The sequence below is a fragment of the Bartonella sp. CL162QHHD genome (assembly GCF_042195435.1).
Taxonomy (GTDB): Bacteria; Pseudomonadota; Alphaproteobacteria; order Rhizobiales; family Rhizobiaceae; genus Bartonella.
The window spans coordinates 35,645-48,816 of sequence record NZ_JBHIOG010000088.1; the positions used below are offsets into that span (position 1 = coordinate 35,645).

Here is a 13,172-nt window from a genome sequence, read left to right on the forward strand (position 1 = left end):
ATAACAAAACTATTTTTCAATCAATTATAATTTTGAAAATATAAATGATAAATACCATACAACCTATGACATATTTTTTCAGCTCACTGAATAAATACTTCTTATAATTTTAGTGAGGCTTTGAATTGTACACGTTGGTATTTTAGAGAAAAAACTTATTTTTACATATGTTAGGTATTGTCAGTTTTTCAAAAAATAATCCATATAGACATTACAACCTAATATAAATAAAATATGTTTAAAAGGAAGCTCAATCTCTATTATTTCATTTCAATAAAATGAATATGTCAAACAAATCTTTTAAAAAAACTTTTGAATGGTATAGAGTTCTCATTTTAAATCGTGATATCATCTCTTAAAGGTAATCCAGAAAAATCTAATCTTGTTTAATAGAGAATTTCTTAAAAGTCTTACAGCAATTTAAATAAGAGTTTTCAAAATTTTAAATCCTCTCTTTTCAGGAGGTTGCATGATATCTTATTCCTTTTAAGATTGTATATAATCAACACAAAATGACTAACTTATAGATTGTAGTTTTAAACGAGTACTCAAGAAGCCCTTATGAGGTAAGTTAACTTTATAAATCTATTCAGTTTCTCTAAGTTTCTAATTTTGGTAAGTTTCTAACAACTTTCATGGTTTCTAAGCTTATAGTAATAACTCGTTGAAAAAATTCCAATGGATAAGTAGGGAGTGCTAATAATCTCAATAGAGTAGTAATTCGTATCATTAATAATGCTACTCTTTGTATTAATCTTAACGCATTAATGTCTCATACCCATTCAAGAGCAGAGCAACTATTCACAATATAATCATAAACTTCGAGTGATCGCTGTCATGATAATATTGCTGTTGCAAATAGGTTGATAGAACTGTCTTGCATTTTTATTAAGCGCAAAGATGGTGGTGCAACAATGGATTTTATACCTTGCACGAACACTATTATGAAATGGGTTTGGGTGCCTTGAGAGATGTTTTTTTAAGAAAACATATGAATTTTAAACAACAAGCATATTCTTTTTTACGACGTTCTATTTTACTCGAAGAAAGTACCTATGAAAAGGACGACTAAACAAAAGCGTGCAGCAATCTACAGGCTATAATAACCAAATATTCAAGCTTTATTCTGCATCGCCTAACTCAGCATCAAGAAACTGATGCAAATCTACAATGTAATAACGTTGTAATGCATTATCTACACTGCTTTGCGCTTTTGCCTGCCATGCTTCTTGAGCGGATTTATAATCTGAGAAAATACCAACCACATCTAAATCATCGGGATTCTTGAATTGATTACTGTTAAGATTTTTTAATTCCCCACCAAATACAAGATGTAAATATTGTTTTTTTTCGTTGGTTTCAGTCATATGTGCCTCTATATTATTTAGATTATTTTAGCATGCTTTTACGTGATTAAACTAACTTTGTTTGACGAACAACATCTATCATATCTTGACAGCAATTATTTTTACCAGCAATTAAAAGTCCATATTGGTAAGGTTCAATTCCATAAGATAGTAAAGAGGCATCAAGCGATAAAAAACACCCTCCACACTCCTGCAAAATAAGATCAGCAGCGGCAATATCCCATTCATGACAATTTGGACGAACTAATACGATATCAATTTCATCTTGAGCAACAAGAACAATACGATAAGCAAGAGAAGGAAGATAATGGTAAAGACTAACTTGATTGAGGAAATCATCTGGTAATTTTTGTGCGAGCGATTTATCAAGTGAAATTTTATATTTTCGATGAACCTGAAAGGCTAAACGAGGAAGTTTTATCCCATTTAATGTTGCCCCTCCACCCGTTACAGCTGTATAAACATCTCCTTGAGCCGGACATTGTAGTACGCCCACAATAGGACGCCCATTCTCAATAATGGCAACCGAAATACACCAATAAGGACTGCCAGAAAGAAAACCACGCGTTCCATCAATAGGATCAACAACAAAAGAGCGCTCATAATAATCTTGTTTTTCTCGATTATCTTTTGTTTCTTCTGAAATCCATCCATAATTTGGACGAGCTCCAAGAAGCTTCTCTTTCAAGAAATGATCAACAGCAAAATCTGCTTCACTGACCGGGGAATTACCTTCTTTAATCCAGACATCCAACGTGCATCCAAAATACCGCATTGCTAAATCTCCTGCCTCTCGACAAACGTCACGCAAAAGATTTAAATCAGAAGAATGATGCGTATTATTTTCCTGCAAGTGTCATCCCTTCAATTAATAATGTTGGAGCTGCTGTACCATAACGCCGATCAATATCATTGGCAGGTGTTAAATGTGCTAACATATGAAGCAAATCAGAGCCTAGCGTTACTTCACTCACCGGATAAGCAATTTCACCATTTTCAATCCAAAAACCGGAAGCCCCACGACTATACTGACCAGTAATAAAATCAATGCCATGACCGAATAATTCGGTCACATAAAATCCATTTCGCAAATCTTTTATCATATCGCAAGGCGATACTAAACCCGGTTCAATAGCAAAATTTGTACTGGTCGGCTGCACTAATGATGCTGAACGCACACCATGTCCATTTGTTTTAAGTCCCAGTTCACGTGCTGTAGATGATGAAAGAAGCCAATTTTTTAAAATACCATTTTCAATAATATTGAGTGTTTGTCCCTCTACCCCTTCTCCATCAAAAGGATGAGAAGCATTTCCACGTAATCGCAAAGGTTGATCGGTTACATTAACATTAGGCTTCATCACTTCCTTACCTAGGAAATTCTGTAAAAGACTCGTTTTTCGAGCCACAGAGGCTCCATTGACCATAGATGCGATATGCCCTGCAATTCCACGAGCCGTACGCGGATTAAAAATAACATCAACGCCCCCAGTTGCCGCACGAACTGCACCCAAACGTCGAACTGCACCAAGCCCTGCATTCTTTCCCACAGTTTCTGCTGCCTCTAAATCAGAAAAATGTAAGGCTGTTGTATAATCATAATCCCGCTCCATCTGTGTTCCTTCACCTGCAAGAGCACTACAAGAACGTGAAAAACAACTTGAGCGATAGGCTCCACAAAAACCATCGCTGGTCACAAGAATAAACCCACTACGGCCATAAGCTGTTGCAGCGCCACCAGAATTGCTTACACCTTTAATATCAAGAGCTGCTGCCTCCGTTTTTAAAGCATCTTCTGTTAAAAAATGACTGCTAGGTACAAAATCATCAAAAAGATCAAGATCTTTAGGATGCTTAACCAAACACTCTTTATCTGCCAAACCTTCAAATAAACTATCGGGAGAAGCTTTAGCCATCGCAACAGCACGTTCCGCAAGTTCTTGCGGATAAGATCCTAAATTAGCAGAAACACTTGCTACTTTTTTTCCAACAAAAACCCTTAGAGTAAAATCATTGCTCTCTGCTGCTTCTGTCGATTCAACTTTCCCAAAACGAACTGATACACTGGTAGAATGAGCATGAACAATAACAGCATCAGCAGCATCTGCCCCAGAACGCCTTGCTGCTTCAACCAGCGAAACTGCTTTCTCAATCTGGTTTTTGTCAGTCATCATAGACTCCCTAAAATATTTTATTATTTACATTGATAAGCATTCTGACAAATTTATACAAATCAGAATATAACTCTTGTGTGTTTATTCATAAGATTATGCATATTTCATGCATTCTTTTTTTTAATGCATTAAATCATTTCCCTTTTAGCTTCTTTATGAAAAGACGTAATATGCTGTATATGCCGTAAAATCTCTTTAGTTTCAAGATTTCTCATGGGCCCTTATCATTTTAGATAATCCAATCTGTACTGACAATCAAATCAACCGAAAATTTGGCAATTAACAAAAGGCCTAACAATAACATTTGAATTTAAGCCAAAATCCTCAAAAATTCGAAAAGTATAAAATGACTTAAGTCACAAGCCTTATGTCCTCTGGATAGTCAAATAACTTCCTTCATTCCTATAGCATTCTTTAATTTCCAAGCAAGAATCAAGAAAATGCCTTATATTTGTGTATACTTCTTTGCTTCTATAAACTCTCTCATAATAAGATGGCAATCTTGTAAACAAAAAAATATAAACGGAATAAAAAAATTTTTCTTGCGTTATTGCTTCAACAAAATGAGCAGTCATTAGCTTCTTTATTCTCATAAGCGTGATATCACAAAGAACTCATTTTTTATATTTATCAGAAATAAGTTATAATCATAACATTCTCTCTCGTTTCTAATGCGTCTAATCAAGAGCATCTCATTTTTCATGCCTCATCCTTAACTGGTTATTTTGTTACTAAACAGATATAACTTAATAGACTCTTTTTCCTGAAACAAAAATCCCAAAATACTGGATAGATTTTGATTTAAGAACTACACTCCTTCCTCTTTTCCTTTCATTAAAAAATAAAGAAGCGTAATATTGTTATAAAACGATAATCAATAAAACTTTTATATAAAACTCAATGTTGTATCTATTGTTCAATTCAATCTACAATAAGCATATTCTTCCAATTAATTTGGGCAAGTTTATCGCTCATAATTGTTTTAATAGATACAAAAATATTTGCAGAAACTGGGATATCTGTGCGCATTTTAAAAAATCGCTTTTTAAACATTTAAACCAAATACATACAACGATACGAGATTAATTTTTACGAAAATTAAGGGAGGTTTTATTTTATCATCTAGAGCCTTTTAGAACTGCACTCTCTAGAAAAGTAATCAAAGAAATTATCTGTTCTTATAATCTTTTAATCAAAAAAACACTTTGATTTATAATCATAATTGATCATTTTGTAATTTGCATAAAAGAATCAAATATCATTAAATTTTCTCCGTTTCGAACCTATTCATGTTGAATCAATCACAACTATTTGCGAGCATATCATCAGTAAGGGGCGTATGAATAAAAACTATTTAAGAAGGAGTCAAAATGTCTTTTATGAATGCTCTCAAATCAAAAACTATCGCAACATTAGAAACTGGCAAATATCATGACAATATCAACCTACAGATTCACAAGAGCAGAAATAAGCTTCTACAACTTTCTTTATTTTCAGTAAAAATGCGCGCCTTATAAGCTTTTATATATTGAATAAAATTCAATGGCTTTTATAAGATCTTTGGTGCAAAATTAATTTTCTCAGATGATTTGACACGATTTCAACGACTAACTAAAAAACAGATCATAGCTCATCGATTTGCTATATACTCATAACTGATTTCATTCTAACAAGGCTAAGATTTCTGCACCTTTTTTAAGGTATTAACTTCTTTATAAATGCCCCCCTTACGAGATGCTTTTGTTTTCAGTAAGAGCACGTCTGCTCATTTCAATCATTGCATCGCGAAGATGTAACTTAATTTTTGACCCAATAATCATTCCAAAGAAAGGAGAAAATAAACCAGACATGGTTACAGTATGACGAATTTTGTTATTTGAAGAACCCGATTTTGTTGAACAAATATATTCATGATTAAAACTCATACGTGTAAAAGGAAGTTTAGCATAATCAGAAAAACAAACATTTTTTATAACTTTATCAAGTGTAAAAGTTACTGTAGGTCCCTTTTTAGGTTTCATGCGTCCTATAGCGCCTTCTTTGAAAGGACCAGAAAGTTCTACCCACTCAAGTTCACTATCCCAGCAAGGCCATGATGCCACATCTTCCCATATAGCCCAAATTTGCTCAGCACTTGCTTCTGTATTAATCTCTTCACTATATATCCAATTAAACACGATAATCTCCCCTTTTTTACAAATTACTTATCTTTAGTGATAAAGAATAATATAAAAAAGTATCCTTAAAGCTGCACAACGATAAGATACTTAATACTCTCAGATTTACTTAATATGTAATGATTAACTCAACAAGCGATATTACTAAACTAAACACACAAATATTCAGGATAAATGAACAATATTTTCAATACTAAACAAAATATCTTTTTTAAGTTTAGACAATAGCAAAAATAGAAGTTACGCATCATATAAGATATCAATGCAGACTGCATAGCTTAAAGCTTTCAACTGCTGATGAAATGTGATGATTAAGGTATGGCAGAAAGAAATTAGATAAAAAAGATCATAACTATTATCGAGGAATATATATCCTATTGGAGAAAAAACATCCTTCTGTATTAAAGCTAATAAAAATTCATCAATTCCTTTAACATTAGAATCTTTTATTGATTTTCTGCTTAACCTTTTAAAAACCATATAAAATGAAGAAAACTGTGAAGAAGCATTTTTTCATCCTATCGGATAAAAACAAGAACTTTCTCAAGATGTAAGCGATCGTAATTTATAGAGACGTATTGCTGTCTCACCATAAAACCGCTCATCATCTAAATAAAAGACATCAGGTAAATGAATCATTGTATCTTTCTTTTCTTCAAGTATGAAGAGTGTATCAGCTTTTGCCCACCCCCCTCGCAAAGCTTCTACGAAAGCACGTTCACCTAAACAACGGCTATAGGGAGGATCAGCGCAGATAACATCAAATGGAAGCATTGTGCCAATATTGCCAAGTTTGGTCGCATCACGACGCAAAATCCGTCCTATCGACTGTAATTCAAAGGCTTCTATATTTTTTTGAAGCAACCCACGCCCCTCAACCGAGTTTTCAACAAAAACAGCCGCCTTTGCTCCACGCGAAAGTGCTTCGATGCCTAAAGCACCAGTACCAGCAAAAAGATCAAGAATGCGTTTATTGATCCAAAATTCTTCTTCACGGCTAGAAAGAATATTAAAAAGGCTTTCACGTGTACGATCACTCGTTGGGCGAATCGACTGATTAACAGGCGAAAACAAAACACGCCCAGCAAATTTACCGCCTATGATCCGCACGTGGACCTCCAAATCGCTTCGAAGTTTTTGCACCGTCCCTATGTGGTTTAGATTTTTTCATAGCACCACCAAACGATTTTTTCTTTCTCTCAAAAGAATGTTCATCATGACCACCTTTTATCATGTTCTCTTTATCCTTTAAAAAGCGATCTTTCTTACCAAAGGGGTGCGTCTCATCATAAGATGTTTTGCCACGTTTTTGAACAAAACTTCCCCTCTTCTCTTTGTGTGACGGACTTTCTTTTAGTTTTTCCTTGCCTCGATGAAAGGATTTTTTACCATCCAAATCGCTCTTATGATCATGCGATTTCTCCTCACTATAGGAAGGCTTTCTACGTGCACTCTGGGGACGCGCACCAGGAGCCATCCAAACATTAGCACGGCGAGAACGCGGTAAAAAACGCTCTGCTTTTCCTTCTTCACTTTTCTCCTTCTTTACATTCTCATGAGACTTTGTACTTAATTGCGCGCGACTATGTTCAACAGAACCATCTCTTGGTCGGCGTCGTATCGCCCTTTCACTTGAGAAAACCCAACCATCATTTGCAACAGAAAGATCTTTCTGGCTTTGCTTTTCTGCAACAACTGCAGAATTTGAAAAGGGTTTCAGAATAGGAGCATCAAAATCTGCATTGGCTTGCATAATCAAACGCTCCCCCAACTGATCTCGTAACATCCGCCCTTTTAACTCTTGCACGGCTCCTTCTTCTAAATCAGAGAGATGAAATGGACCATAGGATACACGGATTAATCGATTAACTGATAATCCCAATGCCCCTAAAACATTCTTTATTTCACGATTTTTTCCTTCACGCAACGCAACAGAAAGCCATATATTCGACCCTTGTTCACGTTCAATTGATGCTTCAATCGAACCATAAAAAATACCATTAATCGCAATACCATTTTTAAGGTTATCCAGCGCACTCTGTTTTACTCTTCCATGAGCACGGACGCGATATTTGCGGACCCATCCTGTTACAGGAAGCTCTAATACACGCGCTAAGCCACCATCATTGGTTAAAAGCAAAAGACCTTCCGTGTTAATGTCAAGCCTTCCAACAGAAAGAACACGCGGCATTCCTTTTGGTAAGTTACTAAATACTGTAGGTCTGCCTTCAGGATCACGGTTCGTGGTGACAAGACCTGCTGGCTTATGGTAAAGCCATAAACGCGTTCGTTCTATAGGAGGTAAAGGTTTGCCATCAACTTTAATAACATCAGAGCGGCTAACATTACAAGCAGGCGTTGTCACGACTTTACCATTCACAGAAATACGACCTGCAACAATCATCATTTCTGCATCTCGACGCGAAGCAATACCAGCACGCGCTAACCTTTTAGCAATTCGTTCACTCTCATTATTTTCATTCATTTGCGTTTCAAACCAATCTTTGCAAGTATGTTCAGAAAATTATTCACATGCACCATACCGCTTATCCTGAAAAATGAAGTAGCATAATCATTTATCATTTTCTATCCTTTAACGACAATAATGTATCTGCCGACTTGCAAGTTTGTTTTAAACTCTTAAAAAAAATAGAGGTATTCTTTTCATTATAAAAGCGTAATAAATTATTCATTCTATAGCATTCCTTATCGAGATAACCTTTAGATTTTCTATACCTTCAGTAGAAAGAATATTATGACTTTGACGCCCATGGAAATAGCCCTTTTAGAAGCACAAGAGGCTGCAAAAAAAGATGAAGTTCCCGTAGGTGCTGTCATTACACGTGGAAAAGCTATCATTGCACGCGCTGGTAACTTTATAAAATCTGCATATGACCCTACAGGACACGCAGAAATACGCGCAATCCGTATGGCTTGCGAAACATTGCAAAACGAAAGGCTTCCTGATTGCGATCTTTATGTAACACTTGAGCCTTGTGCTATGTGTGCTGCTGCCATTTCATTTGCACGCATACGTCGTCTCTATTACGCAACAAATGATCCCAAAGGGGGTGCTATAGAAAATGGTCCACGTTTTTATCAGCAACCAACCTGTCATCACAAACCTGAGATTTATTCTGGTTTTAAAGAAAAAGAAGCTGCTCAATTACTTAAAGATTTTTTTGTACAAAAGCGATACTAAAAACAATTCTTCTTCCATAACTTTCACTCTTAAAAAACTATTAATTCTTCTGACATATGTAGTAAAAGCTATTTCGAAGCATTTTTCTCTCTTTTAATCATGCATATTGCTTCTATTAGATGATACATTCATTCATAAGAATAATTCATTATTTTGTATAATAAAATATAAATTCCAACATATCGTAGATATACTCTCTTTCAAATTACATTGAAGCAATAAAAATCACTTTCTTGCACATCATAAGCGAGATTATCGTCTGTATAAAGAACGTTTTACAAAAGACTAAAAATGTCTCTTATGAAGGCCCTCAAATGCAAGAATTGTCGCAACTGGAGTCTGGAAAATAAAATGATGGTATCAGCTTTCTCCTTCCTAAGCATCAAGATAGTGGAGCACAATAGATTTTACGTTATACTATCCACATGAACGATGTTGCAAAATGAACTTGAGAAATATTTCTTGTTAGGAAATGCATAAGGACTCTCTCGATGCTGTTGTCATATTGCTATTTCATGAGAATAACATCCCTCCTCCAACAGCATTATAACTGTGCGTGAATGAGAGCTTAGTATCATAAGTAATTGGAAAAATACTTTACTTTAAATATTTTGTCTTTCCCTTATCGACCAATAGGTGCGGTTTTTGCCGGTTGGCGATAACTTAAAGGTGGTTCAGTGAGATAGCGACGGTATTTTGAACTTCCAACTTGTGCTCTCTGACGACGTAAATATTCCTGTCGTTGCTTCGCATTCAACTGTGAAGGGTTTTCTGAACCAGCGCCATTAACTGACGATCCTTTATGAGGAAAAGGAGTATTTCCTTGATTCTTCTTCGATGCTGCCATTTCATTGACAGATCTATCTTGTTGTGGTACCGGCAAAAATCTGCGTGAACTAGGGCTTGGTATTACAAGTTTTGGATGAGGTTTCATAACAATCTGGCTGCTATTATTTGTTGGTGTTAATGAAGTAATATTAGCAACATCTTCAAAAAACTGTATCGAAACCGGTTTATTGGTACCATAGGTAGGAGCGGATAAATTGCATCCCGTTAGAACAAAGCACATCCCTAAAATTCCTATTGGAAATATTTTTACTTCACGTTTTCTCACTGCCTATTCCATTTCCTAAGTATATGGCTGATTAATATTCCCGTTATTTATGAGAGAACGGTCCATACACAAATTTCCCCCCTGCAGAAAAAACAACGGAATTTACTTTGTACCACAAAAAACTATATTCATCAATATGAGAAATATACTTGTACTCCTTTCCCTTGATTTAAAATTTTAAATCTTACCAAGAATCTGTAGTTCCCGCAAAGCAGCTGCATCACGAGCAGATACATCCGGATAAGCTGGATCACTCCCAACATCTTGTGTATAACGCCATGATCGAGCACATTTTTTTCCTAATGCCTTCTCTGGATATACACCAACACCTTCAACATCATTCAAAGTAAAAGCATCGGAAGGTATCGTGTCCTGCCTAATTGTGAGTGCACTGGTAATACAGATCTCCGCCATATCCACATTTTCTAATGCTTCTCGTAAAACCAGATTGGAAATAAAAACAATAGGCGCAGCTTCCAAAGAGGATCCAATACGCTTATTAGCACGTTCAAGCTCTAAAGCACCTGTCACAACTTTACGGACCTGCCGAATTTTTTTCCAACGCTCAGCCAAAGATTGGTTTTGCCATTCTTCTGGTACAGAGCGAAATTGTTCCAAATGCACCGATTGGCTTTCTGGATAACGCTCTAACCAAGCTTCCTCCATAGTAAAAGGCAACATTGGAGAAAGCCATGTTACCATACGCTCAAAAATCTCACGGACAACCTGCAAGGAGGCCTTGCGTTTTTTTGATGAAGGCGCATCACAATAAAGAGAATCCTTGCGGATATCAAAATAAAATGCCGATAACTCAATGATTGAAAAATCCAATAATGCACGCATAATCTTTTTAAAATCAAATTCATCGTAAGCGCGATTAATCAACTGATCAAGTTCAAAAAGCCTATGCAATATAAATTTTTCAAGATCCGGCAGTGCACCATAAGATATTTCTTCCCCATCATCATGTGCTAGAGTTCCTAGCATCCAACGAATTGCATTGCGTAGTTTACGATATGAATCCACATTTGTTTGAAGAATTTTTTTGCCTAAACGCTGATCTTCCCAATAATCGGTTGTCATAACCCAGAGACGAAAAATATCAGCTCCAGATGTTTTAATGATCTCTTGCGGAACAACCGTATTGCCTAAAGATTTAGACATTTTCTTACCATTCTCATCCAAAGTAAAACCGTGTGTGATCACGGCTTTATAGGGAGAACAAGCACGCGTACCACAGCTTTCCAAAAGAGAAGATTGGAACCATCCGCGATGTTGATCTGAACCTTCAAAATAAACATCAGCAGGCCATTTCAAATCAGCCCGATCTTCTAACACAAAGCTATGGCTTGCTCCAGAATCAAACCAAACATCCAAAATATCATAAACCTGTACCCAAGGCTCATGTGCACGCTCACCTAAAAAACGTTCACGTGCTCCTTCAGCAAACCATGCATCTGCCCCTTCTGCTTCAAAAGCCCGTAAAATACGCTCGTTCACACCTTCATCTTTTAGAATAACACCATCCTCATTCGCAAAAATACAAATAGGAACCCCCCAAGAACGCTGACGAGAAAGAACCCAATCAGGACGATCCTCTATCATAGAAGCTAGGCGGTTTTGTCCAGAAGATGGCACAAAACGCGTTTTTGAAACAGCTTCCAAAGCCCGACTACGTAAAGTTGAACCATCCCCAAAATCTTTATCCATTGAAATAAACCATTGTGGTGTATTGCGAAAAATAACGGGTTTTTTTGAACGCCAACTATGGGGATAGGAATGCTTTAAACGCCCCCGTGCAAACAATCGATCTGCTTTAATTAAAGCGTTAATGACCTCTTTATTGGCGTCACCCATTTTTCCATTATCATCAATAACACGTGCAGGTCCTCCTTCACGATCTGGTCCTAAACCTGGAACATCTTTCGTATAGAACCCTGCATCATCAACAGGAAACGGTATAGATGAATCAATCCCCGCTTGCTCCAGTAAGGACTTATAATCATTCCAAATTTCAAAGTCCTCACGCCCATGGCTTGGTGCTGTATGGACAAAACCTGTACCAGCACTCTCTGTTACGTGCGAACCATCAAGCAATGGAATTTTATAATTATACCCTCCAGCTAAACCTTTGAGTGGATGAGAAAGAACAAGAGCTTTCAACTCTTCAGAAGAAATAACACGCAAACGCTTCAAAACAAGTTTGGCTTTTTCTCCACAACTCATCGCTAAAGCGTCTGCAAAAAGAAGCTTTTCTCCCACTTGAGGACCAAAATCATTTTCAGCACTTTCAACTTCGTAAATACTATAAGAAATCTGCGAAGAATAACTCACTGCACGATTGCTTGGAATTGTCCACGGTGTTGTTGTCCAAATGACGACATGAGCACCATATAAATCATCAGAATTTGCTTCAAAAACAGGAAACTTAACCCAAAGCACCTCTGATTCATGATCATGATATTCAATCTCAGCCTCTGCCAAAGCCGTACGCTCCACAACAGACCACATCACTGGCTTGGAACCACGATAAATCTGATCTGACATAGCAAATTTTATCAATTCACTGGCAATGCGCGCTTCTGCATGAAAAGCCATTGTAGTATAAGGCGTGTTAAAATCTCCCACAACACCAAGGCGTTTAAATTCTTCACTTTGAACGGTTACCCAATGCTGTGCAAATTCACGGCATTCTTGACGAAACTCGTTAAGAGGTACCTCATCCTTATTTTTTCCTTGTGCTCGATATTTTTCTTCAATTTTCCATTCAATTGGAAGCCCATGGCAATCCCAACCAGGTACATAATTTGCATTAAAACCGCGCATTTGGAATGACCGGACAACCACATCCTTTAGAACTTTGTTTAAAGCATGCCCGATATGAATATGACCATTTGCATAAGGTGGACCATCATGAAGAATATAAAATGGACGATCTTTTGCTTGTTGGCGCAATTGCGCATAAAGCCCCATATCTTCCCAACGCGCCATCAATTCAAGCTCTTTTTGCGGAAGCCCTGCACGCATAGGAAAATTTGTCTGTGGGAGATAAAGAGTTTTTGAATAATCTATTGTTTCATTTTTCACAGCCATTGTGAAATATCCCTGTCCACTTTTACGATTTCATTTTTGCATAAC

General features: G+C 36.6%; 10 protein-coding genes. 2 read left to right on the forward strand and 8 right to left on the reverse strand.

The window, feature by feature from the left end; translation table 11 throughout:
• Positions 1-1,121: 1,121 nt before the first annotated feature.
• The 3 genes from ACFILD_RS09010 to ACFILD_RS09020 are packed head-to-tail and all read right to left on the reverse strand — an operon-like array spanning position 1,122 to position 3,538.
• Positions 1,122-1,367 carry a DUF4170 domain-containing protein gene (locus ACFILD_RS09010; protein WP_273790423.1) on the reverse strand — a complete coding sequence of 82 codons (246 nt, stop codon included), beginning with the start codon at positions 1,365-1,367 and terminating at the stop codon, positions 1,122-1,124.
• Positions 1,368-1,413: 46 nt separating this feature from the next.
• Positions 1,414-2,220, reverse strand: coding sequence for a 3'(2'),5'-bisphosphate nucleotidase CysQ (locus tag ACFILD_RS09015; RefSeq protein WP_273790422.1), 807 nt, complete (start codon positions 2,218-2,220; stop codon positions 1,414-1,416).
• Positions 2,207-3,538 carry a TldD/PmbA family protein gene (locus ACFILD_RS09020; RefSeq protein ID WP_273790421.1) on the reverse strand — a complete coding sequence of 444 codons (1,332 nt, stop codon included), beginning with the start codon at positions 3,536-3,538 and terminating at the stop codon, positions 2,207-2,209. The genes ACFILD_RS09015 and ACFILD_RS09020 overlap by 14 nt, the downstream gene beginning before the upstream one ends.
• 1,373 nt (positions 3,539-4,911) lie before the next feature.
• Here ACFILD_RS09020 and ACFILD_RS09025 point away from each other — a divergent pair.
• Complete coding sequence (locus tag ACFILD_RS09025) at positions 4,912-5,058, forward strand: hypothetical protein (RefSeq protein ID WP_273790420.1); 147 nt, start codon at positions 4,912-4,914, stop codon at positions 5,056-5,058.
• Between the two features lie 210 nt (positions 5,059-5,268).
• Here the strand turns inward: ACFILD_RS09025 and ACFILD_RS09030 are convergent, their stop codons facing one another.
• The 3 genes from ACFILD_RS09030 to ACFILD_RS09040 all read right to left on the reverse strand — a co-directional run bounded on the left by ACFILD_RS09030 (position 5,269) and on the right by ACFILD_RS09040 (position 8,203).
• Positions 5,269-5,718 carry a hypothetical protein gene (locus ACFILD_RS09030; RefSeq protein WP_375631032.1) on the reverse strand — a complete coding sequence of 150 codons (450 nt, stop codon included), beginning with the start codon at positions 5,716-5,718 and terminating at the stop codon, positions 5,269-5,271.
• A gap of 543 nt (positions 5,719-6,261) precedes the next feature.
• Positions 6,262-6,828, reverse strand: a complete 567-nt coding sequence (gene rsmD / locus ACFILD_RS09035; RefSeq protein WP_375631031.1) for a 16S rRNA (guanine(966)-N(2))-methyltransferase RsmD — start codon at positions 6,826-6,828, stop codon at positions 6,262-6,264.
• A complete protein-coding gene (locus tag ACFILD_RS09040) occupies positions 6,809-8,203 on the reverse strand; it encodes a pseudouridine synthase (protein ID WP_375665153.1) in 1,395 nt (464 codons plus the stop codon). Before ACFILD_RS09040 ends, rsmD begins: the two co-directional genes overlap by 20 nt.
• A 270-nt stretch (positions 8,204-8,473) precedes the next feature.
• On the opposite strand from ACFILD_RS09040, the gene ACFILD_RS09045 reads away from it, so the two are divergent.
• A complete protein-coding gene (locus tag ACFILD_RS09045) occupies positions 8,474-8,920 on the forward strand; it encodes a nucleoside deaminase (RefSeq protein WP_273790416.1) in 447 nt (148 codons plus the stop codon).
• Between the two features lie 622 nt (positions 8,921-9,542).
• Here ACFILD_RS09045 and ACFILD_RS09050 read toward each other — a convergent pair.
• Both ACFILD_RS09050 and ileS read right to left on the reverse strand, forming a co-directional pair.
• The gene (locus tag ACFILD_RS09050; RefSeq protein ID WP_375631029.1) at positions 9,543-10,034 is read right to left on the reverse strand and encodes a hypothetical protein; all 492 of its coding nucleotides are present in this window, start codon (positions 10,032-10,034) and stop codon (positions 9,543-9,545) included.
• A 177-nt stretch (positions 10,035-10,211) separates the two neighbouring features.
• Positions 10,212-13,127 (reverse strand): isoleucine--tRNA ligase, encoded by a 2,916-nt coding sequence (gene ileS, locus ACFILD_RS09055; protein WP_375665155.1) that lies wholly within the window; start codon positions 13,125-13,127, stop codon positions 10,212-10,214.
• Between the last annotated feature and the right edge of the window lie 45 nt (positions 13,128-13,172).